Source organism: Glutamicibacter sp. AOP12-B1-11, assembly GCF_052379245.1.
GTDB lineage: Bacteria > Actinomycetota > Actinomycetes > Actinomycetales > Micrococcaceae > Glutamicibacter.
In genome coordinates, this window is record NZ_JBQSYL010000017.1 from 55,460 (window position 1) to 76,385 (window position 20,926).

General features: G+C 62.2%; 20 protein-coding genes. 9 read left to right on the plus strand and 11 right to left on the minus strand.

From position 1 onward, the window contains the following. Positions 1-2 precede the first annotated feature (2 nt). Positions 3-557, minus strand: coding sequence for an alternate-type signal peptide domain-containing protein (locus tag ACT3UQ_RS11560; RefSeq protein WP_444637138.1), 555 nt, complete (start codon positions 555-557; stop codon positions 3-5). 338 nt (positions 558-895) lie between these two features. Beyond that, complete coding sequence (glsA, locus tag ACT3UQ_RS11565; RefSeq protein ID WP_105569547.1) at positions 896-1,924, minus strand: glutaminase A; 1,029 nt, start codon at positions 1,922-1,924, stop codon at positions 896-898. A gap of 241 nt (positions 1,925-2,165) precedes the next feature. On the opposite strand from glsA, the gene ACT3UQ_RS11570 reads away from it, so the two are divergent. Continuing rightward, positions 2,166-2,588: an acyl-CoA thioesterase gene (locus ACT3UQ_RS11570; protein ID WP_105552734.1), complete on the plus strand. Its 423-nt coding sequence runs from the start codon at positions 2,166-2,168 to the stop codon at positions 2,586-2,588. Between the two features lie 209 nt (positions 2,589-2,797). Then, positions 2,798-3,220 (plus strand): VOC family protein, encoded by a 423-nt coding sequence (locus ACT3UQ_RS11575; RefSeq protein WP_444637139.1) that lies wholly within the window; start codon positions 2,798-2,800, stop codon positions 3,218-3,220. Positions 3,221-3,294: 74 nt separating this feature from the next. Here the strand turns inward: ACT3UQ_RS11575 and ACT3UQ_RS11580 are convergent, their stop codons facing one another. The 3 genes from ACT3UQ_RS11580 to ACT3UQ_RS11590 form a co-directional block, all read right to left on the minus strand. Beyond that, positions 3,295-4,128, minus strand: a complete 834-nt coding sequence (locus tag ACT3UQ_RS11580) for an SGNH/GDSL hydrolase family protein (protein ID WP_444637140.1) — start codon at positions 4,126-4,128, stop codon at positions 3,295-3,297. A 154-nt stretch (positions 4,129-4,282) separates the two neighbouring features. Further along, the gene (locus tag ACT3UQ_RS11585; RefSeq protein ID WP_444637141.1) at positions 4,283-5,395 is read right to left on the minus strand and encodes a 3-isopropylmalate dehydrogenase; all 1,113 of its coding nucleotides are present in this window, start codon (positions 5,393-5,395) and stop codon (positions 4,283-4,285) included. Beyond that, on the minus strand, positions 5,392-6,030 hold the full coding sequence (locus ACT3UQ_RS11590) for a GntR family transcriptional regulator (RefSeq protein ID WP_444637142.1): 639 nt from the start codon (positions 6,028-6,030) through the stop codon (positions 5,392-5,394). Before ACT3UQ_RS11590 ends, ACT3UQ_RS11585 begins: the two co-directional genes overlap by 4 nt. A gap of 235 nt (positions 6,031-6,265) precedes the next feature. On the opposite strand from ACT3UQ_RS11590, the gene ACT3UQ_RS11595 reads away from it, so the two are divergent. The 3 genes from ACT3UQ_RS11595 to ACT3UQ_RS11605 are packed head-to-tail and all read left to right on the plus strand — an operon-like array spanning position 6,266 to position 9,344. Then, on the plus strand, positions 6,266-7,714 hold the full coding sequence (locus ACT3UQ_RS11595; RefSeq protein ID WP_444637143.1) for an aldehyde dehydrogenase family protein: 1,449 nt from the start codon (positions 6,266-6,268) through the stop codon (positions 7,712-7,714). 28 nt (positions 7,715-7,742) lie between these two features. Then, a complete protein-coding gene (locus ACT3UQ_RS11600; RefSeq protein ID WP_105552728.1) occupies positions 7,743-8,513 on the plus strand; it encodes an SDR family NAD(P)-dependent oxidoreductase in 771 nt (256 codons plus the stop codon). Between the two features lie 54 nt (positions 8,514-8,567). Next, entirely contained in the window at positions 8,568-9,344 is a 777-nt protein-coding gene (locus tag ACT3UQ_RS11605; protein WP_105569542.1) for a FadR/GntR family transcriptional regulator, read from the plus strand. A gap of 36 nt (positions 9,345-9,380) precedes the next feature. On the opposite strand, the gene ACT3UQ_RS11610 is transcribed toward ACT3UQ_RS11605, so the two are convergent. From ACT3UQ_RS11610 to ACT3UQ_RS11630, 5 genes are read right to left on the minus strand one after another with little or no spacing between them, the layout of a single operon-like run. After that, positions 9,381-10,796, minus strand: coding sequence for an amidase (locus ACT3UQ_RS11610; protein ID WP_444637144.1), 1,416 nt, complete (start codon positions 10,794-10,796; stop codon positions 9,381-9,383). 28 nt (positions 10,797-10,824) lie between these two features. Then, positions 10,825-12,603, minus strand: coding sequence for a dipeptide ABC transporter ATP-binding protein (locus tag ACT3UQ_RS11615; protein WP_105552725.1), 1,779 nt, complete (start codon positions 12,601-12,603; stop codon positions 10,825-10,827). Between the two features lie 2 nt (positions 12,604-12,605). Next, a complete protein-coding gene (locus ACT3UQ_RS11620; RefSeq protein WP_444637145.1) occupies positions 12,606-13,457 on the minus strand; it encodes an ABC transporter permease in 852 nt (283 codons plus the stop codon). Next, positions 13,457-14,404: an ABC transporter permease gene (locus ACT3UQ_RS11625; protein WP_444637146.1), complete on the minus strand. Its 948-nt coding sequence runs from the start codon at positions 14,402-14,404 to the stop codon at positions 13,457-13,459. The genes ACT3UQ_RS11620 and ACT3UQ_RS11625 overlap by 1 nt, the downstream gene beginning before the upstream one ends. A 33-nt stretch (positions 14,405-14,437) precedes the next feature. After that, positions 14,438-15,958 carry an ABC transporter substrate-binding protein gene (locus ACT3UQ_RS11630; protein WP_444637147.1) on the minus strand — a complete coding sequence of 507 codons (1,521 nt, stop codon included), beginning with the start codon at positions 15,956-15,958 and terminating at the stop codon, positions 14,438-14,440. A gap of 188 nt (positions 15,959-16,146) precedes the next feature. Between ACT3UQ_RS11630 and ACT3UQ_RS11635 the strand changes: the two genes are divergently transcribed. Next, positions 16,147-16,905: a FadR/GntR family transcriptional regulator gene (locus tag ACT3UQ_RS11635; RefSeq protein WP_444637148.1), complete on the plus strand. Its 759-nt coding sequence runs from the start codon at positions 16,147-16,149 to the stop codon at positions 16,903-16,905. A gap of 10 nt (positions 16,906-16,915) precedes the next feature. Here ACT3UQ_RS11635 and ACT3UQ_RS11640 read toward each other — a convergent pair whose 3' ends face one another. Continuing rightward, positions 16,916-17,533: a GNAT family N-acetyltransferase gene (locus ACT3UQ_RS11640; RefSeq protein WP_444637149.1), complete on the minus strand. Its 618-nt coding sequence runs from the start codon at positions 17,531-17,533 to the stop codon at positions 16,916-16,918. 122 nt (positions 17,534-17,655) lie between these two features. Here ACT3UQ_RS11640 and ACT3UQ_RS11645 point away from each other — a divergent pair, with 122 nt between their 5' ends. Genes ACT3UQ_RS11645 through ACT3UQ_RS11655 form a run of 3 tightly spaced genes read left to right on the plus strand, consistent with a single transcriptional unit; the run spans position 17,656 to position 20,467 of the window. After that, a complete protein-coding gene (locus tag ACT3UQ_RS11645; protein ID WP_105552720.1) occupies positions 17,656-18,930 on the plus strand; it encodes a sensor histidine kinase in 1,275 nt (424 codons plus the stop codon). Next, positions 18,918-19,607 carry a response regulator transcription factor gene (locus ACT3UQ_RS11650; protein ID WP_105552719.1) on the plus strand — a complete coding sequence of 230 codons (690 nt, stop codon included), beginning with the start codon at positions 18,918-18,920 and terminating at the stop codon, positions 19,605-19,607. Before ACT3UQ_RS11645 ends, ACT3UQ_RS11650 begins: the two co-directional genes overlap by 13 nt. Next, positions 19,604-20,467, plus strand: coding sequence for a hypothetical protein (locus ACT3UQ_RS11655; protein WP_444637150.1), 864 nt, complete (start codon positions 19,604-19,606; stop codon positions 20,465-20,467). The genes ACT3UQ_RS11650 and ACT3UQ_RS11655 overlap by 4 nt, the downstream gene beginning before the upstream one ends. Positions 20,468-20,926 lie beyond the last annotated feature (459 nt).

The window sequence follows — 20,926 nt, forward strand, 5'->3', positions numbered from 1 at the left end:
GCCTAGGAGCGGACTTGATCCAAGGTCAAGGTCAGGTCGCCCAAGTCAAGTGGCTGGTCATAGGTTGACGGCGGCGTGTCGCCTACGGCTCCTTCGGCAAAGGCAACGGTAATCAACACCGGAACGTTGTAGGTACCTGGCTCGGCAAAACTCAGCGTGCCGTCAGGTTCTTCCGTGATGCCAGTGGCCGAGGCGTCAACTTCAAGCCCCACGGTCACAAAGCCTTCCAGCGCGCCCAGCACGGTCTCGGCTTCGGCAATGCTCAAGACACCGGCAATATTCTTGCCCTCGGCGTCAATTGCGACGGTCTGGCTGTAGGTCACCGTATCGCCAGGTACAAGCTGCTGTGTTGCAGGGTTGAAGGGCTCCGGCGCTGCCGCGTTGCTGACATCTTGCCAAACGCCGTCGGCGCCCAGAGTCAGGTTCAGGTGGCCGGTCTCAACCACGCCTGCGTCTACCGTCTGCTGTGATTGCCAGCGTGCCACCGTACCGGCGCCACCGAGCAATAGGGCACCCGCGGCAACGGCCGCTACAGTCGCCTTGGTTACTTTCTTCATATGCTCCGCATCCTCAAAGTAGGAGTGCCTGCGATGGCACCTACCTTCAGTAAAGCGTATTTAGGAGCAAATTCAACTTGCTTTTAGCGCGAAGACTTCTTGGCTTCGGACGAGCTCGAGGATTTCTCGCGGGGTTTTCTCCCGCCACCTGAAGCACAATCAGATGTTTCCAAGCTAATCCGTGCTGAGTAGTGACTTTAGAGGATATCTAGATACTAAATTATATCGCCTAACTCCATGTGCCACCGCTAGCCTGTTACCCAATACCCGACCGGCTATAAATTATTGGCCAAGTAGATAACTCCTTCTAGAGCTGCCATCGCATCGAATAATTAAAGTCAGCGTTCTAGATTCGGAGCCGACGCAAATAGGTTCAACCCCATGGCGCGCGAAAGCTGCCCAATGGCCAGCTGTGCCCGAACCGAGTTGCCAGCCATATCCAAGGGTGGCGAAAAGGCGCCAATGGCGCCTTTGCCGGGCGCTACAGCCACGATGCCTCCGGAAACTCCGGATTTGGCTGGTATGCCGATTTCAAAGAGCCATTCGCCCGAACGCTCGTAGAGGCCGTTCGACGCCACAGCGGCCAAGGTGTCACGGCAGACATCCGCATCAACTACCTGTTTTCCGGTCACCGGGTTAACCCCGCCGTCGGCCAGCGTCGCGCCCATGACGGCAAGGTCGTAGGCGGTGACATTCAGCGAACACTGCTTGGTATAGGTATCCACGGCATCCAACGGGTCCCCCTCGAGACGCCCGTAGCTCTTGAGCAAACGGCCCAAAGCCTTGTTTCGTTCGTTGGCCAGCGACTCGGAGTGGTAGACCTCGTCATCCAGGGACAGCGCGCGGCCGGCGAATGCCGAGAGCCCTTCCCTGACGTTCTCCCACTTCTTCGCTGCGGTCTTGCCGGGAATCATTTCGGTGGTGGCAATCGCTCCGGCGTTCACCATCGGATTCATCGGGTGCCCATTATTCAGCTCAACGGCCATCACCGAGTTGAAGGACATCCCGGTGTTGTTCACCCCGATGCGCTCGCGCACGAGTTCGCGCCCATGCTCCTGCACGACCAAAGCGTAGACGAACATCTTGGAGATTGACTGGATGGAAAAGAGATGCCGGCAGTCGCCAACTTCATGCACGGATCCGCGAACGTGGGACATGGCAATGCCAAACAGGTTCGGATCAGCTTGGCCGAGGATTGGGATGTAGTGGGCCAGCAGACCGTCATCCGCATCGGCATAGCGTTCATGGGCCTCTTTGAGAAGCTCGTCGATGCGTTGATGCTCTAGGGCACCAGTGGATACCTGCTGTTCGACGTCGTCAAAGTCGGTAGGAATAGTTTCGTTATTCCCCTCCGAAGGATAGTTCATCTTCACCTGCCTTTGCCTATGGCGCCATTAGTTTCCTACTACCTGTTTTGAGACTACCAACAGCGACCTCAGCTGGCATCTTTCAATTCGGAGTGCGACTGGCCGCGCAGCTTCAACGATGCCAGCTGATCGATTCCGCGGTGGTGCTGCTGCGGCTCCTACCGTGGAGCAAAGTGTGTTTTCGGTGACAATGTGCACGGCCTTACAGCGTTAACTCCCATTCTGACCTAGCATTTTCAGTATGGCTAAGGGTATTACTTTTCATACGCGCAAATGGGTTCGCCCCGAAGACCTCAATGCAAATGGCACGCTGTTCGGCGGAAGCTTGCTGCGTTGGATCGACGAAGAGGCGGCCATCTACTCGATCATCCAGCTTGGCAACAAGCACGTGGTCACCAAATTCATGTCCGAAATCAACTTCATCGCTTCCGCCAAGGAAGGCGACCTCATTGAGATGGGCCTGACCGCCATCGACTTCGGTCGCACCTCGGTCACGCTGCGTGCCGAGGTACGCAACATCTTCACCCAGGAATCCATCCTGACCATCGAGAAGATTGTGTTCGTGAACATCGGCGAAGACGGCAAGCCAGAACCACACGGCTATGACCACATCACCTACACCCGTGACCGTATTCCCCTGGAAATCACCAAGGCTCTTATCTAACTTCCAGCGGATGCCTTCAGCCATTACCCGGTTGGCGGTGTGGAAACGGCCCCGATCCTCGTGACGAGGATCGGGGCCGTTTCGCATCAAGGCTCAATTTGCGTCCCGAAAATTTGCATACATTACCTCTTGTTCCGCGTGACTTGGTAGGGCAAAGTAAGTGCCGGACGCATTAAGCGCCTTTCCCCCAACCGAACGAGGTATTGAGTATGAGCCGGATGATCTTCGTCAATTTACCCACCGCTGACCTAGCCAAGGCGGACACTTTCTACGCTTCGTTGGGGTTCGAGAAGAACCCGGTCTTCTCTGACGAGAATGCTTCCTCCTGGATGATCAGCGATAACATCACCGTGATGGTGCTGGTCCAGGAATTCTTTGCCAGCTTCCTCGTCGATGGAGACGTGCCCGCACTGGGCGCACCGCACCGCGAGACCCTCAACGCCATCTCGGCTGACACCCGGGAGGGCGTGGACGAGTTCGTGGCCAATGCCCAGACCGGCGGAGGGAGCATCTACCGCGCGGCAGACGAGCCGTTCCCGGGAATGTACCAAGCGGCCGTGAAGGATCCCGACGGACACGTCTGGGAAATCGCATGGATGAGCCCGGAAGCCATGGAGAATCCTGGAGGCTAGTTCAACAATCGGCTAACAGGGGTTCTGCCGCTGGTCCGTTGGGGCCGCGGCGGGACCCCTGATTGCTGATCTCGCTAATCCGGCGTTTTAGCGTGCCGCCTGGCCTTTTTCTGCAGCCCCTTGCGGTATAGCTTCTTCATGCCGTCCGCCGGACGGATCGGCTGCTGCCATCTCGGTTCGAGCTCATCTCCCAAGGTCACCCCGCGAATTCTGCGTCCGAACATCGGCAGGACCCACTGTCGCAGCCACTCCACGTCGCGACGCACCGCCTGCACCGGAGATACCCGCTCGATGTCGCCGAAGTCTTCGAATGCAAGCTGATGGTTGGCCCCCAGGATCTCTAAAACCCTGATGGCCATGTAGCGATGCCCGGCCCGATTCATATGCAGCTTGTCGACGTCCCACATGCGCCGATCCCTGTAGACCTCCCATTCCCAGTAGTCCACCAACGTGACCGTGTCACCGTGCTGACGTGCTAGCTCCCGGACACGATCGTTGAATTTCCAGTTGCGCCGCTTAAACGGAGCAAGCATCGGGTGCACCGGGATGTCGAAGCCGGTAAACAGCAAAATTTGGGCCCCGGAGGTTGCCAGCCGCTCCACCGCGGCAGTGTAATTTGCCAGCACCGCATCCAGGTCCTTGCGAAACTCCAGAATGTCATTTCCGCCGGCATAAAAGCTGATGACATCCGGGTTCATGGCAAGGGCCGGTTCGATCTGCTCTTCGATGATTCGATCCAGCCGGCGGCTGCGGATAGCAAGGTTGGCGTAGCGCCACCCGGGATCTTCTTTGGAGAGCTGCTTAGCCACTCGATCCGCCCAGCCACGCACCCCATTGGGCAGGCGAGGTTCCCAATCCCCCACACCCTCGGTGAACGAATCCCCGATTGCTACAAATAGCCGACTCATGACTGGCTACGCTACCGTCGGCAATTGACCAGCCAATGACCTAGCGGCAAACGAAGCCTTACCGCCACATGTCGTTCGGGCTCGCCTTGGTGCGCGCGAATCGCCAAGCAGGCCTGCCCCGGGCCGACGATCAGCGACAGTCCGCAATTCTCGCTCAGCGCACCTCGGCCAGGCTGTTCATCACCGAGTGGCCGCCCACCTTCTCGAAGTCCTGCGAAACCTGAAGCGCAATCGCCTCGGCGATCCCTGCGGTATCCATTCCCATATCCGGGCCGGCGAGCACCGGGAGTTCACCGAGCACGTGCACCGCGGCGGATTCGATGGCCAGTGCCGCTTGAGTTTCGCCCAGATGCGCCAGCAGCATGGCCGCGGACAAAATGGCGCCAACGGGATTAGCCCACCCCTTGCCAGCGATGTCTGGGGCCGAACCGTGGATGGCTTCGAACATGCTCGGGGCCGATCCGTCGAGGTTCAGGTTCGCGCTGGCTGCCACGCCGAGTCCGCCCTGGATCACCGCACCCAAATCGGTGATGATATCGCCGAACAGGTTATCCGTGACCACCACGTCGAATCGTTCCGGAGCTACCGGCAGGTGGAAGCACATAGCGTCTACATGGACATAGTCCACTTCGACCTGCGGGTAGCGTGCCCCGACCTGCGTGACCACTTCCTGCCATAGCTTGCCGGCTTCGATGAGGATATTTTTCTTATGGCACAGGGTGAGTTTTCCGCGCCGGCTAGCGGCTAATTTGAATGAGTATTCGACCACTCGTGTGATGCCCGCACGGGTATTAACCGATTCTTGCACCGCCACGGTGTGCTCGGTGTTTGCGTGAATGGTGGACCCCTGGCCCACATAGGCGCCCTCGGTGTTCTCCCGGACGATCACCAGATCGCAGCGTTCGGGAGTCAGCCCGGCGATGGGCGTTGCCACACCCGGATAGAGCTTTACCGGACGCAGGTTCACGGCTTGCTCGAATTCCTGGCGCATCGCCAAGATGAAACCGCGCTCGAGGATCCCGGGTTCCACCGCGGGGTCGCCCATGGCGCCGAAAAGAATTGCCTCGTGACCGCGAAGTTGTTCGGCAAGTTCGGGGCCCCATAATTCTCCGGTCTGCAGGTAATGCTGTGCCCCCGCCTCATATTTAGTCAGCTGAAGCGCAAACCCAAACGCCTGCTGAGCCGCGGCCAGTACTTTCAGCGACCCGTCCATGACCTCGGGGCCGATGCCGTCTCCGGGAATTGCTGCAATGTTATAAGTTTTCACGCGGAATGCCTTTCAGAATTGTCCAGGAGAGCTAATTGCTTTTGGAAGTACTCGGAGAGGTGCTGCAGAGCCCTGCCGCTAGCACCTTCGCATAGGGCGAGGACAAGCTTCGCTAAGTCGGACAGCGAATTTTCAAATGCCTGCCCGTGCCGTCCGAGGCCGGGAAGGATGACTTCTTCGGTCATCCGCACCAAGCCCGAAAAGCTTTGCAGGTGGCTGTTGTCCGAAGCGTCGAGAAGTGCCAGGTGGAATCTGGACATCGGGCGTTGATCACCGGTGCGGGCCTGCTGGATCAACCGCTGAAGATCATCCAGCACCGTTTCGGGCAGTTGGCCGCACACCATTTTGCACGCCGCGGATTCGAGCAATTCGCGAAAGACCAGCGCCTCGCGGAGTTGGCTTCCGGCCATGCTCCGGACCGTCGCGCGGCCGCCCGCGTCGATGCAGATGATTCCCTCTCGCTCAAGCAGGCTCAATGCTTCCCGCAATGGGGTGCGGCTCAAGCCCAGCTCTTGGGACAGCTTGCTCTGCGCAAGAACCTGTCCGGGATGGTAGCGCCCGGAGAATACGCGTTCGCTGATTACTCCCGCGGTTTCCCGGGCCAGGGAGACATTGCTCCGCCATTCGGAAGTCATCGTCACCGCCTCGTGCTCCGGCGGTTGCCCGCGATTGTTGGTATCCAGAAGTTATTTGGTGAGAATCACTGTTCCCGGTGCATCACCACATGTCAATGAATTTAGGAGTTTTTGCAATAGTTGGTGCCATTTAGGCAAAATCCATTGACTGCGAGCTAGATCACTGATTAGCTTTGGTCATCTACTGGTCAGACCAGTAGTGCTTCTGATAGTCGACGACGCGAAAGCAGGAACGGTGTCCACTTATTCAAAGGCCTTTCCGGATGGCTTGCCCATTGGTGACGCGTGGGTTCCGTGCGAAAGCTCCGCACCAGTCGTTTTCCCCTACGATTCGTCGATCGTTGCCCAGGCTCCCGTCGGCACCACCGAGCATGCGAGCCAAGCGCTCGATGCGGCGCAGGCAGTCGCCAAGGAAATCGCGCGGCTGAGCACCGGAACCCGACGGGCAATTCTGCTTGCGGTTCACGAGAAACTCGCCGCCCATCGCGAAGAGCTGGAAAACCTGCTGGTGCTGGAAACCGGCAAGCCGCTGGTCGACTGCCGCGTTGAGGTCGCAAGAACCCTGACTACCTGGGCCGCGGCGGCCGAAGAGGTCGCCCACGCCCATGGCGAAACTGTCCCGCTGGACCTTCAGCCATCCGGTGCGGGAATGATCGGCTACTGGACCCGCAAGCCGGCAGGAATTGTCATTGGCATCGCCGGATTCAACTACCCGCTGCTGCTGGCAAGCCACAAGCTGGCTCCGGCCCTCGCCGCCGGCTGCCCCATCGTTCTCAAGCCCGCCCCCAACACCCCTTTGGCCACCCTGTGGGCGGTCCACCTGATCCGCGAGGCGCTTGCCGAGCATCGGGTCAGTGCCGCGGCGGTGCAGCTGGTCACCGGCGGGATCGAGGTCGGGGAGCTACTCGTCGGCGACCCGCGCTCGGCCGTCGTCTCCTTCACCGGCTCCGCCGCGGTAGGCCACCAGATCGCGAAAAACGCGGCACCACGCAAGGCGGTGCTCGAGCTGGGATCCAACACCGGCTTCATCGTGGCCGCCGACGCGGTGATCCCGGACGCGGTGGACGCGGTGCTTCGCGGTGGGTTCTATGCCAATGGACAGGCCTGCATCTCGGTGCAGCGGGTGCTCCTCGATCAAAAAATCGCCAAGGAATTTGAACGGCAGCTGCTCGCCCGCATCTCCGAGGTCATCGTGGGCGACCCCCGCTCGGCCGACACCCGCGTGGCGCCGGTGATCAACGAAGCCTCCACCCAGCGCATCATGGCTTGGATCACCGCCGCCGTCGAACGCGGCGCGCAGGTGCTGAGCGGCGGCGAGGTGCGCGACGGGGCCATCCGGCCCACGGTGATGAGCGGCGTGCCCACCGATGCGCAGCTGTGGTGCGAGGAAATTTTCGGGCCGGTGATCTGCCTGCGCACTGTCCCGGATCTGGACACCGCCTTCGAACTGGTCAATGATTCGCGCTATGGCCTGCAGGCGGCGATCTACAGCACCTGCCTGAAAACCGCGTTCCGGGCCATCGATGAGCTGGAAGTCGGCGGGGTGGTAGTCAACGAAATTCCGGGCTTCCGTTCCGACATCATGCCCTATGGCGGGGTCAAGGATTCAGGCATAGGCCGCGAGGGACCGCGCTTCGCCATCGAAGAATTCACCGTGACCCGCATGGCCATGATCAGGCCGTAACTAGCAGTCCTCAGAGAAAGATTCATCGATGGATTACACGCAGTTGTTTCAGTTTTCCGGCCGCCGCGTCCTGGTGATTGGCGCAGGCAGCGGCATTGGCCGCGAGGCCGCGCTGGCTCTCGGCGCCCATGGCGCCGCGGTCATCTGCGCCGATCGCGACCTGGCAGCGGTCCAGGTCACCGCCGGCGAACTCGGCGCGAACGCTTCCGTGCTGGAACTCGATGTCCTGGATTTCCAGGCAGTACGGGCGGCAGCCGCCGAATACAGCGACATCAGCGCGCTGGTTTTCACCGCGGCCACCAACGTTCGCAAGCGCATCGTGGACTACTCCATGGAAGAATTCGATCGCGTGGTGAATCTGAACCTGCGCGCCTCCTTCGCACTGCTCCAGGCCTTCGCCCCGCGGATGGCGGCCAACGGCGGCGGGTCGATTATCGGCATCGCCTCCATCCGCGCCACGGTCGTCGAGCCCGGGCAGAGCGTCTACGCGGCCACCAAGGCGGCGCTGGTCCAGCTGGTGCGCACCGCCGCGGCCGAGTTCGGCGGCCAGTCAGTCCGCGTTAACGTCATTGCCCCTGGCGTTGTGGAGACCCCGCTGACCAGCCAGATCAAGGCGAACGAACAGTGGTACAACGCCTATTCCGAGAAGAGCGCACTGGGACGCTGGGCCAAACCCGAAGAAATGGCCGGGGCCATCGTATACCTGGCCTCGGCGGCCTCAAGTTTTGTCACCGGCTCGGTGCTGACGGTCGACGGCGGCTGGACCGCAATCGACGGACGCTTCACCCCGCCAAATTAGCCTGCACACCAGCTGGGGGGGTGCAGCGAGAACCCTGAGGGAAAGGATTTTAAGTTGCCGCAGACACCCGAAGCTCCGGCCGCGGCGAAGACCCGCGCCTTCGAGGCGATTGTCAGCCATATCGAGAATCAGGTGCTCGCCGGGGAGCTGAAAATCGGCGACCACCTGCCCGGCGAGCGCGAACTGGTGACCCGTTTCCAGATCAGCCGGTCCTCGGTGCGCGAAGCGATGCGGGTGCTTGAAAGCAGCGGCATGATCGCCTCCCGCCCGGGTGATCCGCGCGGAGCGGTGGTGCTTTCCCCTACGGCCACGCCGCTGCGCAAAATGATCACCCGGCTCACCCATACTTCCGCCTCCAGCCTTGCCGATCTGCTCATCTACCGCATGACCCTGGAGTCCTCGGCGAACTCGCTCGCCGCGACGAGGCGCACGGATGCCGATCTCTTGCAGCTGGAAAAGGCGATGGCGCGCATGCGGGCCGCGCGCCTGCAGGGCCAAATGGCCTTCAGCGAAGCTGACCTCGATTTCCATGATGTCGTCGCCAAGGCCAGTGGCCATGCCTTGTTGCAGATCTCCGGCGAAGCCGTGCGCCAATCAATTGAACAGCTCATCGCCTCGCGCATCGAGCAAAGCTCGGATGACCATGCACTGATGCTGCGCACCATCGATCATCACGCCGAGGTGTTTGCGGCCATCGAGCAAAAGGATGCACATCTGGCGGAGCATCTGGCGCGCAGCAGCCTATTCGAATACTACGGGCATCTGCTGGGCGCCGAGGAGCGCGAAGCATTGGCCGCCTTGGCCTCCTTCGGCAGCCCGGCCGAGCCCTGATCCCCCAAAGGGCAGGCTCGACCGTGCCCGGTGGGCCTAGTCCAGGGCCAGCCAATTCGGTGTTGCCTGCGCCGGGCGATGCGCCTCATACCAGCGTGCCGCGCGCAGCAGATCGGCATCGGCGCCGACCCGGGCGGAGAGCTGCACCCCAATGGGCCGCCCGTTGGCGGTGAACCCGCAATTGACCGTGGCAGCAGGTTGGCCCGACATGTTGTACGGAACGGTGAAGGCGATGTGGCTCATGGTCACATCCGGGTCCACCACCGGCATCGGCTGCTCGGCGGGGAAGGCGGCCATCGGCGAGACCGGGGAGATCACCAGATCGAAGCCTGCGGTCGCGGCGATCGTGGCCCGTTGCATCTGGTCGATCGCGCCGAAGTTCCGGATGGTGTCCGCACCATCAAATCCGGCGCCGCCGGCGCACCAACGCACGATGTAGTCCAGGACTTTCGCCTGGTCTGCTTCGGAAAGCTCCCGGTAGTCGGCCCAGGAACGGGTGCGCCAGAACTTGTCGAGCCGGTCCAGCATGCCTTGATCGATAAACGGATCCAGCCGCTGCACGTTGGCCCCGGCTTCCGCGAAGGTCTCCGCGACCGCTTGCACGGCGGCAAGCACCTCGGGATCGACCTCGGCTCCGGCATTGGCCACGGTATGCAGCCCGACCTTCAAACCCCGCACGTTGTCCCGCGGGTTTTCGAAGTCCATGGGCGCATAGGGGCGCGCGGAATAATCGCGGATGTCTGGCTGGCCGAGAATGGACATGAACGCCGCGATGTCATCCACCGTGCGCCCCATAGGTCCCGCGGCGCGTCCGATATACGGGGCATCCAGCGGAATCAGCCCGGCGCTCGGCTTGAGCGTGGCCAGCCCCTGCCAGCCGCCGGGCAGCCGAATCGAACCGCCAATGTCCGTTCCCACATGGAGCGGACCGTACCCTGCCGCGGCCGCCGACCCGGCCCCGGCGCTGGAGCCGCCGGTGGTCCACGCCGGATTCCAGGCGCTGCGCGAAATGCCGTGCAGGCTCGAGACGCCCGAGGAGAGCATGCCCCAGTCCGGCATCGTGGTGGATCCGAGGATCACCGATCCGGCTTCGAGAATCCGGTCGGTGATCGGTGCGTTGGCGCTGGGAACCTTCGGATTGGCCAGCGCGGTCCCCGAGGGCATGGGAATTCCCGCGCGGGCCACGTTTTCCTTCACCGTGGCTGGCACCCCATCCAGGGCACCGCGTTGCTGCCCGGTTGCCCAGCGTTTTTCACTCATCCGGGCTTGGCGGCGAATGTCTTCCGGATCGAACTGATACATGGCGTTCAGCACCGGTTCGCGTTCCTGGATCCGGGTGATCACCGCCTCGGCGACGTCGACCGGGGAGAGCTCTTTGGCCGCATACCTCTGGCCGAGCTCGCGGGCGGAGAGCTGGTGCAGCGCTGTGGTGCGTTTGGATAGCTGAGACATCTGGACCTTTCAAAATGCGCAAGTGCTTCTAGCGCAGTGCCAGTTCGTTTTGGAGGGACATCGAGGAGTTCACCAGTGTCCGGGTGTACTCGTGCTGCGGGTTCTCATAGATTTGTTCGGTGGTGCCGCTTTCGACAATCTGCCCCTCGTTCATCACCACCACGTTGTCGCAGATATAACGCACCACCCCCAAATCGTGGGAGACGAAGACCAAGGTGAGTTGGTAGTCATCCACCAGGTCGGAGAGCAGGTTCAGCACCTGCGCCCGAACCGAGACGTCAAGGGCGCTCACCGGTTCGTCGGCCACGAGCACCCGCGGTTCGCAGATCAGCGCGCGGGCAATCGAAATGCGCTGGCGCTGCCCGCCGGAGAATTGGTGCGGGAAGCGTTCGGCCGCGTCGGCCGGCAGCCCCACGGCTCCGAGCATTTCGGCCACCTGTTTGCGCAGCTTGGCGCTGTCCACCTTTTGCCCCGGGGCGAGCAGCGGCTCGGCGATGATGTCGCGGACCCGCATCCGCGGGTCCAGGGATCCCATGGGGTCTTGGAAGACGATCTGCAGCTGCTGGCGCAATTGCAGCAGATCGCGTTCCTTCGCTCCGGAGACCTGGTTTCCCGCGACCTGCACGCTGCCGGAGGAAGGCTGGTCAAGGCCCGCCAGAATGCGAAGCAGCGTCGACTTGCCCGAACCCGATTCGCCCACCACCCCGAAGCGCTGTCCGGCGGCCACCTCGAAGGACACCCCGCGCAGGGCGTGTACCTCGGAGGGCTTGCCGAAGAGGGTGGAACGGCTCACCGGGTAGATCCGATGCAGGTCCGCGACACTGATCACCGGGTTTTCGGAAGGCTCCCCCTGCGCGGCTGGCTCCGCCTCGCCGACGGTGGCCGGCTCCGGAGGGGCCGCCACCGGCTCTTCTGGGACCCGTTCCGCCGGGGCCGGCTCCTCCCGCACGCTCGGTGGCACATATGCCGCGGCCGAGGCCACGGTGAACAGGCGCCCCTGGGCGTCGGTGGCGTCCAGATCGGAGGCGGCAAGAAGTCCCCGGGTGTACGGGTGCTGCGGATTGCTGAAGACCTCTTCGGTGCTTCCTTCCTCCACCACCCGTCCGTTGTTCATGACCAGGACCCGGTCGCAGACGTTGGCCACCACCGACAGGTCGTGGGTTATGAACAGCAGCCCGGTGCCGCGCTCGGTCACCGATTCCAGGATCAGGTCGAGCACCTGGCGTTGCACGGTGACGTCCAGGGCGGTGGTCGGTTCGTCGCAGAGCAGCAGGCCCGGGTTGTTGGCCAGCGCCATCGCCAGCATGGCGCGTTGCCGCTGGCCGCCGGAGAGCTGATGCGGGTAGGAGCGTGCCGCACGTTCCGGGTCCGGGAGCTTCACCGATTCCAGCATCTGCACCGCCCGCGCGCGGGCCGCGGCCTTTGAGGGCACGGTCTTGTGGCTGCTCATGATCTCGGCGACCTGCGGGCCGACCTTCATCAGCGGATTCAACGCGGTCAACGGCTCCTGGAAGACCATGGCCATGTCCTTGCCGCGGATCTTCTGCAATTCCCGATCGCTGGCCTCGACGAGGTTTCCTCCATAGCCCGCGAGCTGAATTGAGCCTTGCGCGGTGACCCCTTCGGGGAGCAATCCCATCAGCGCCGAGGTGGTTATGGACTTGCCCGAGCCGGACTCCCCGATCAGGCCCACCCGGTCTCCGGGCGCCATGCTCAGGTTGAAGTCGCTGACCAGGGTGCGCGTCTTGGTGCCGATGGACAGGTTTTTGACCTCCAGCAATGTGGCGGCCTCTGCATGCTTCGCCATGATCAGCGCTCTCCGTTCAGTTTCGGGTCAAAGCGGTCGCGTAGCCCGTCGCCGAGCAGGGTGAAGCCGAGCACCGCGACGGCGATCGCGGCACCTGGCCAGACGGCCAACATCGGGAAGGTGCCAAGGAACTGCTGGGATTCTTGCAGCATGCGCCCCCAGGAGGGAACCGGTGGCGGGGTGCCCAAGCCAAGGAATGACAGGGCCGCCTCGGCAAGCACCGCGATGGCGAAGGAAACCGAGCACTGCACCACCACCATGCCCACGATATTGGGCATCACGTGGCGCCGGGCAATTCTCCAGCCGCTCTGGCTGGAGGCCTTGGCGGCCATGATGTATTCGGTGCTCATCACCTGCAGGGTTCCGCTGCGAGCCACGCGGGCGAACCCGGGGATCGAGCCGATGCCGATGGCGAGCATCGCGGTGAGCGTGCTGGCGCCGAAGACCGCACCGAACATGATGGCCACCAGCAGGGCGGGGAAGGCCAGCAGGATATCCGCGCCACGCATGGTGACCTCTTCGGTGATCCCGCCGCGCATTCCGGCGAGGATTCCCAAGGGCGTGCCGATGACCAGCGCGATGCCAACGGCCACCAGACCGACCAGCAAGGTGATGCGCGCCCCGTAGAGCACCCCGGAGAACACGTCCCGGCCGTAGCGGTCGGTGCCCATCAGGTGCGCGGCGCTGGAACCTTGCAAGCGGTCCGCGGGAAATGCCTGGACCGGGTTGTAAGGGGTCCAAAAGAATGAGACGAGGGCGGCGAGCACCACAACTGCCACCAATGATCCGCCCACGATGAGCGTGAGCGAAAGCTTGCGGCGGGTTTTCTCGACTGGTACTTGTTCGGCAGCCATTACGCTCCCTTTCGAATGCGGGGATCCAGGATCGTGTAGAGCACGTCCACCACCAGGTTGATGATCAGCGTGATGGCCACCAGCACCATCACCACCGACTGGACCGTGAGCAGGTCGCGGTTGCCTACCGCGTCCAGCAGCATCGATCCCAAGCCGGGGATGACAAAGACCCGTTCGATCACCACGGCGCCGATGATCAGCGCCGCCAGCTGCACGCTGGTCACCGTCAGCACCGGAATGGAGGCATTGCGCAAGCCATGCTTGACCAGTGATTCAAGCTTGCCCAGCCCCTTGGACCGTGCGGTGCGCAGGTAGTCTTCGCTCATCACCTCCATCACCGCCGAGCGGACGTAGCGGGTCAGGATCGCGCCCTGCACCGAGGCCAGCGCCAGCACCGGCAAGCACACACGGGCCAGGAAATCGCCGAAGTCTTCGCCCGGCGGCGTCCAGCCGTTGGCCGGCAGCCAGCCGAGCCCGACCGCGAAGACGACCACCAGCAAGATGCCCGCAAGGAAGTTGGGAATGGCAACGCCTAGCTGGCTGACCCCGCTGATGAGGATGCCGCTGGGGTTGCGGTGCTTGACCGCCGCGTAGGTGCCAAAAGGCACGGCGATCAGCAGCGCGACAATCATTGCCAGCACCACGAGGATCAGGCTCACCTGGACCCGGTCGATGATCAGCGGGCTGATATCTTGCCGGGTGACGTAGGAGGTGCCGAAGTTCCCGGCCGGCAGGCCGAGCGCCCAGTCGAAGTACTGCACGATCAGGGGCCGGTCGGTGCCGAACTCGGCCCGCGTCTTGGCCAGTAGTTCCGGGGTGGCGTTCACGCCCAAGGCGATCTGCGCCGGGTCCCCGGGAATTGCGCGCATGAAGAAGAACACCGCAATAGTTGCAATCACGTAGGTGACAGCAAATCTCACGAGGTTAGTCAGTAATCGGATGCCCAAGTGCGTTCCTCTCTGCCGAAGCGGTGCTGCGGATTACTTCCAGCCGAGGTTGGTCAGATCCAGCGCCTCGGTCACGGAGTTCTCCGGAATTCCGGTGACCTCCGCCTTGGCAACGACGATGTTCGGGAAGATGAACAGGGTATTCGCCGCCGCGTCGTCGACGATGGTGCGCACCACCTGCTTCATGCCCTCCACGTAGCCCGCTTCATCGGCGGCGTCCGCCTCGGCAGCGAGGTCCTTGATCTTTGAGTTGTCATAGCCCAGGTAGTAGTCCGGATTGTTGAACATGGCCAGCACGTCCCGGCTTTCCACGGCCAGCACCACGGACATCTGGTAGTCCTGCTTGGTGAAGACCTCGTCCAGCCAGACCGCAGGGAATTCCGCCGATTCGATTTTTGCGTTGATTCCCACGTCGGCCAGCTGGGAGACGACAATTTCGGAGACCGCCGTGGCATAGGGGCGGGTCGGGACGGTGAAGGTGATATCCAGGTCCTGGGCGCCGGCTTCCGCCAGCAGGGACTCGGCCTTGGCCGGATCGTAGGGGTAGACGTCGTTGAGATCTTCGTAGTACGGGTCGGTGGTCGGGACCGGGCCGCCGACCACCGTGCCGTAGCCGTTCCAGGCGGTGTCCACCACGGCCTGCCGGTCGATGGCATGCATCACCGCCTGGCGCACCCGCAAGTCGTCGAAGGGGGCCATGTTGTTGTTCATCGACAGCACGATTTCACCGTTTGAGGTGCCGTCGAGGACCTGGTACTTGCCATCGGACTCGAAGCTGGAGAGCAGCTCCGGGGACTGCATGTTGTAGACGACATCCACGTCTCCGGACTGCAGCGCGTTGGTAGTGGCCACCGCATCGGCGAAGTAGCGCAGCGAGACGTTCTCCACTGTGGGAGCTTCGCCCCAGTAGTCCTCGCGGGTCGCGAACTCGATGGACTGGCCGCGATTCCATGCGTCGATCTCGTAGGGGCCGGTGCCGATGGCGGTCCCCGCCAGGTCATCGACTCCGCTCGGATCGAAAATGGCGCCGACCAGGGTTCCCATATCGAACAGCCAGGCATTGCTTGGCTGCTTGAGGGTGATGGCGACCTCGGTGTCGCTGTTGACCTCCACCGAGTCGACGATATCCATCTTCTTCTTCAGGCTGGAGACCCAGGCGTCGGACTGGACGCGTTCGATGCTGAACTTGACGTCCTCGGCGGTGAAGGCCTCGCCGTTGGAGAAGGTTGCGCCCTCGCGAAGCTTGAAGGTGTAGGTCTTGTTGCCGTTGCTCAGCTCCCAGGACTCGGCGAGCAGCGGCTGGATCTTGCCCGCCTGGTCGATCTCGACCAGGCCTTCATACACGTTGGACATGAGCGCCTGCGGGATGGCGGCGCCTGCGGTGGTGGTGAAGTCGAGGTTGACCGGTTCACCGGTCAGCGCCACCGTGACCGAGGTGTTTTCCGCCGAGCCTTCCGAAGAATTTCCGCCGGATCCCGCCGAGCAGGCGGTCAGGACGAGGGAACCAACCACTGCGGCCGCTGCCAATCGGCAGTAATTCTTTTTCGCGCTCATGAGATCTCCATCGGGTCAAAGTGACAACTGAGTGATGTGATCCATACAACACCATATATGCTGATATTTCTACTAAGTTTTCTGGTCTTACCAGTAAACGACATATTTGGTGGAGACCGCGCGGCCGGGGCAGCTGCGCTAGCTTTGTCCATAACGCACTCATCCTCGCAATCAAAGGAAGGCTCCACATGAGCAAGCTGACTTTCACGCCGGCCGTGCCGACATTGACCTACGAGCGAGTTGTGCAGCAAATCGAAGAGGCGATTCTTTCCAAGGAAATCGAGCCCGGGCAGCACCTTCCCAGCGAACGCGAGCTGATGGTGCAATTCTCCGTGAGCCGGCCAACGGTGCGCGAAGCACTGCGCGTATTGCAAAGCCAGGGGCTTATCGCTTCTCGGCCCGGCAGCCGCAGCGGCCCGATAGTTCTGCCGGTTTCGCCGGATAATCTCGGACGCTCCTTTGCCAATATGGCGCGGATTGCCTCCTTGTCGCTTTCCGAATTAGTCCAGTTCCGCATCGTGCTGGAAAGCTCGGCCTGCCAATTGGCGGCGGTCATGCACAACGCCGAACAGCTGGCCGCGATGCGCGACGCCATCGAACGGATGGAGGTGGAAGCGGGAACCGGATCGGATTCCTTCAACCGCGCCGACCTGGATTTCCACGCAGCCGTCTGGGAGGCCAGTGGCAACGCGTTGCTGCGGATCTGCGGCGAGGCGGTATCGGGAGCCATCCTCAACGTCATGAATGAGCAAATGAGCCATTCGGAGAACGAGCGGCGTGAAATGAAGAAGGTCGTGGCCCTGGACCGCGCCATCTTCGACGCCATCGCCGCCGGCGAGCCCGCCACCGCGGGGAACGCGGCCAAGACGGCCATCTCCTCCTACTTCAAGCACAGCCTGGATGAAGAGGGCCTGCGCGGCCTGCAGGCGCTGGTCAACCCCGCCTAGCAGGTGGGGCTCAGTGCGCGGTGAGGTCTTTTCGCATGATCAGCCGCGGCATCCGGCTGGCCACCGCATCCGTGCTCCCGATCAGCTCGAATCCCACGCGCTCAAACATTTTCCGCGTCCCCACAAATGCCATGGTGAGGTCCATGCGCCCCTCGGGATCCACCGGGTAGGCTTCCACCGCGGGCGCGCCGAGCGCCTGGGCGTACCGAAGGGCGCCGGTTAGCATTTCGGTACTTACCCCTTGCCGGCGGTAGCCGCTGCGGACCACAACGCAGATAATGCTCCACACCTTCAGGTCATCCACCGGGCGAATGAGCTTCGAACGCTCCAGCAGCGGGATCTGCGACCGCGGGGAAATACTGCACCAGCCCACCGGTACCGAATCCCGGTAAGCCACCACTCCCGGCGCGATGGGCTCGGCGCTCAGGGCGCGCATTGCCGCTGCCCGGTCCCCGGCACCGAGCAGCTCAATTTCCTTGGCTCCCAGGCGATGCGAAAGGCACCAGCAATGCTTCTCGCGTCCGCCGGGATTGACCACCGCGGCGAAATCCGCAAAACGATCCGCGGTCAGCGGCAGCACTTCCCAGTTGGCCTTGTCTGCTGCTGGACTCTGCGCATTTGCTTCCATGCATCCATCCTGCACCCCCGGGTGCTTTGGCGATAGCCCAAGAAAATCATTCGGGTTTTCCCTACCCTTCTTCTCCGGATCTCTCGATGTTGCTGGCGGCCACGTCAGCATACTGTTGAGCTATGACTTCATCACCAAAGCTTCTCCCGGACGAGAACACCGTCCGGCCACCGTTGAGAATCGGACTGACGATTCTTCACCTGGCAGTTCTGGGCAGCGTCGGCACCGCCATCTCTTGGCTCTTGCTCGGCTGGCTCGCAGCAGGTGCCGCGCTGATATTCCTCCTGGGATTCGGCATCATCGTGCTCATCGGCTTGCTCTACGCGCTCTTCGGGCTCTCTTGGCTCGAAATACAGCGCGTCTCCGGGCTCTATGACCTGAACGTCGCCACCTTATCCTGGCGTCCACGACGCCGCGAAGGGTTCGGCGAGTACATTCGCTCCCTGGGCCGGAACCTCGCCAGCGGACGCATGTGGGCCTCCTTTGGCAGCTTCGTGCTCTCCTGCATCTTCGGCTCGCTGATGATCGGCGCGCTGCAGTGGACGGTGCATACCGCAATCGTCGGCTTCGCTCCGCTGAGCGCCACCGACACCGTAACTGGTCCCTTCGGACTGCTGGTTCCGGCTTCCCAGGCCCCCTGGCTGTTCCTCTTCACCCTCTTGGGTGCCGCGGTGATAGTCGGCCTGGCCTTCTTGCACCGCGCGGTCACCTGCGCCATCATCGGCGCGATTGCCCGGGAATCCGCAATGACCGAGCGGGTGCGAACCAGTTCGGTCCAGCGTGAAGGCGCGGTGCGTGCCGCTGAGGTGGAACGCACCCGCATCGAACGCGACCTGCACGACGGGGTCCAGCCCCGGCTGGTGTCGGTGGGCATGACCTTGGGCCTGGCCCATCAGCAGATCGACAAGGACCCGGCGCAGGCCAAGGAGCTGATCGCCGAGGCGCATGCCTCGACCAAGTCGGCGATTACCGAGCTGCGCCAGCTCACCCGCGGGATCTACGCCTCGGTGCTCGATGACCGCGGATTGGATGCGGCCCTGTCCGCGGTAGCCGGACGCAGCCATATCCCGGTGCAACTCGATGTGCAGCTTTCCGGACGCTACCCGAGGGACAGCGAATCGGCGGTGTACTTCGCGATTGCCGAGGCGCTGACCAACTCGACCAAGCATTCCCGGGCGGCGACCTGCCGAGTGACGGTGCGCGAACGCGAGGAGGCCGGCAGGCGCTGGCTCTTCGCGCGCATCGAAGACAACGGGGTGGGCGGGGCGCAGATCCTGCCCGGCGGCGGACTGGATGGGATCAACAACCGCGTCCTGGCTGCCGGCGGCACGCTGCGCCTTGACAGCCCGCAAGGCGGTCCGACCGCGGTGGAGGTGAACGTGCCATGCGCGTCCTAATCTGCGAAGACTCGGTGCTCCTGCGCGAGGGCCTGGTCAGGCTGCTGGACCACTCCGGGCATCAGGTGGTCGCGGACCTGCCTGATACCGGCGGACTTATGGATTTCCTGGCCCAGGCCGAGGAATCAGCATTCCCGCAGATCTGCATCCTGGATGTGCGGCTGCCTCCGACCTACACCGACGAGGGAATCCGCGCCGCGCTGGAGGTACGCAAGAACTACCCGCAACTTCCGTTGCTGGTGCTCTCCCAGTACGTGGAGGAACGCTACGCTTCGGAGCTGATCTCCATGCAGTCCGGAAGCCTGGGCTACCTGCTCAAGGACCGCGTTGCGGATGTCACCGAGTTCATTGCTTCGCTGGAGCAGATCGCCGGTGGCGGCACGGTACTCGACCAAGAGGTGGTGGCACAGCTGTTGACCAGACGCAATCACGATGACCGGATGCAACGGTTGACCGACAGGGAACGCAGCGTGCTGACGGCGCTGGCCGAAGGCAAATCGAATCAGGCCATTGCCGCCTTGCTGTTCCTTTCGGAGGCAAGCGTTGAAAAGTACATTACCTCGATCTTCCAGAAGCTTGGACTCGAGGCAGATGGGACAGGAAACCGGCGTGTGCTCGCCGCCCTGGCTCATATTCAAACTCTGGGCACCACTCGCAGCGACAGGACAAACCCATGAACTCCCCAACCATCAACGCGCCGGTTGCACCGCAGAATCCGCAACCGGCCGGCTCGAAGAAAACCTTGACCCTGGTGCTGGGCCTCATCGGCGCACTGGTCATCCTCGGGGTGATCGCCACCTCGGCTTGGCGTGCTTCACACAGCCTCGCCAACTCCAGCAGCTCGCAGAGCGTCGGCGCCGGGGGCGTCACCGCACTGGAGGTAGACGCGGATGCCGGAAGGTTCACCGTGCTCTTCGCCAATGTTCCCGAGGCAACGCTGGAGGTGCGCAGCGCACGCAGCGGCGAATGGAAACTCCGCCGCGACGCCGGCACCTTGCTGGTCAGTTCGCCCAACGACTGGGGCGACTGGTGCTTCACCGGTTGCGACTGGGATGAAAACGAAGTCACGCTGACGCTGCCTAGTTCGCTCAACGAAGGCACGCTCGATGCGGATCTGAAGATGTCCGCCGGAGAATTTTCGGTCGATGGCAACTTCAACGATCTGGTCATGGAGATGAGCGGCGGCACCCTGGATGCTTCCGGCTCGGCCAAGGGCTTGAGTGTGGAACTGGGAGCCGGGAAAACCGATATCGACATGGCTGACGTGCAGAGCGCGAACTTCGATGTTTCCGCCGGCCGCATCGACAGCACCTTCACCGGCAGCGCGCCGCGCAGCGTCCAGGCAGAAGTCAGCGCGGGGATGCTGCAGCTGACCCTGCCGGATACCGAATACAACGTGCTCCAGGATGTTTCGGCAGGCGGCGTGGAGAACGGCCTGAGCGTCAACTCCGCCTCGGAGCACCAGGTTCAGGTTGAGGTCTCGGCCGGGAACGTGGTCTTGCGCCCCGGGGCGGAAGCGACAACGCCAACGAAATAGGCGCAATCTTCCGGTAAGACGAAGCTGGCCTCGGGCCGAAGCGGATCTCCGCGTCGGCCCGAGGCCAGCTTTCATTTTAAGACTATGCTTGGTTCTTCTTCATGGCTTCCAGCCGAGCCTCGATTTCAGAAGCACCCGACGCCAATAACAGCCATATCGTTGAATGAACAACCACAGATCAACACTCTTTGATGGCAATCTGCCAATACGTTAGACCTTCTCGTTGTCAGTTGTCGCACTTCTATACTCGTTTAGATTCCGCGCGGAAGCTCCAAATTGACAACGTCATACAGTAAATACTCTCCCCCTGAAGTGCAAAGCAGGCCTGAAAACTCAATCAAGAAATCTAGATAGAACTTTGAATCTGATCGTTCTATTAGTCAGAAATTGCTCCATCAGCCTCGGATGGAATCCTATCTCAGCATAAAAAGATTTACCGTTACTCAAATATTGATACGA

Coding starts and splice junctions, on each gene's coding strand:
- ACT3UQ_RS11610 (WP_444637144.1), bottom strand. CDS start 10,796: ATGTCTCAGCTATCCAAACGCACCACAGCGCTGCACCAGCTCTCCGCC.
- ACT3UQ_RS11630 (WP_444637147.1), bottom strand. CDS start 15,958: ATGAGCGCGAAAAAGAATTACTGCCGATTGGCAGCGGCCGCAGTGGTT.
- ACT3UQ_RS11650 (WP_105552719.1), top strand. CDS start 18,918: ATGCGCGTCCTAATCTGCGAAGACTCGGTGCTCCTGCGCGAGGGCCTG.
- ACT3UQ_RS11570 (WP_105552734.1), top strand. CDS start 2,166: ATGGCTAAGGGTATTACTTTTCATACGCGCAAATGGGTTCGCCCCGAA.
- ACT3UQ_RS11575 (WP_444637139.1), top strand. CDS start 2,798: ATGAGCCGGATGATCTTCGTCAATTTACCCACCGCTGACCTAGCCAAG.
- ACT3UQ_RS11580 (WP_444637140.1), bottom strand. CDS start 4,128: ATGAGTCGGCTATTTGTAGCAATCGGGGATTCGTTCACCGAGGGTGTG.
- ACT3UQ_RS11640 (WP_444637149.1), bottom strand. CDS start 17,533: ATGGAAGCAAATGCGCAGAGTCCAGCAGCAGACAAGGCCAACTGGGAA.
- ACT3UQ_RS11620 (WP_444637145.1), bottom strand. CDS start 13,457: ATGGCTGCCGAACAAGTACCAGTCGAGAAAACCCGCCGCAAGCTTTCG.
- ACT3UQ_RS11635 (WP_444637148.1), top strand. CDS start 16,147: ATGAGCAAGCTGACTTTCACGCCGGCCGTGCCGACATTGACCTACGAG.
- ACT3UQ_RS11655 (WP_444637150.1), top strand. CDS start 19,604: ATGAACTCCCCAACCATCAACGCGCCGGTTGCACCGCAGAATCCGCAA.
- glsA (WP_105569547.1), bottom strand. CDS start 1,924: ATGAACTATCCTTCGGAGGGGAATAACGAAACTATTCCTACCGACTTT.
- ACT3UQ_RS11615 (WP_105552725.1), bottom strand. CDS start 12,603: ATGGCGAAGCATGCAGAGGCCGCCACATTGCTGGAGGTCAAAAACCTG.
- ACT3UQ_RS11645 (WP_105552720.1), top strand. CDS start 17,656: ATGACTTCATCACCAAAGCTTCTCCCGGACGAGAACACCGTCCGGCCA.
- ACT3UQ_RS11600 (WP_105552728.1), top strand. CDS start 7,743: ATGGATTACACGCAGTTGTTTCAGTTTTCCGGCCGCCGCGTCCTGGTG.
- ACT3UQ_RS11560 (WP_444637138.1), bottom strand. CDS start 557: ATGAAGAAAGTAACCAAGGCGACTGTAGCGGCCGTTGCCGCGGGTGCC.
- ACT3UQ_RS11590 (WP_444637142.1), bottom strand. CDS start 6,030: ATGACTTCCGAATGGCGGAGCAATGTCTCCCTGGCCCGGGAAACCGCG.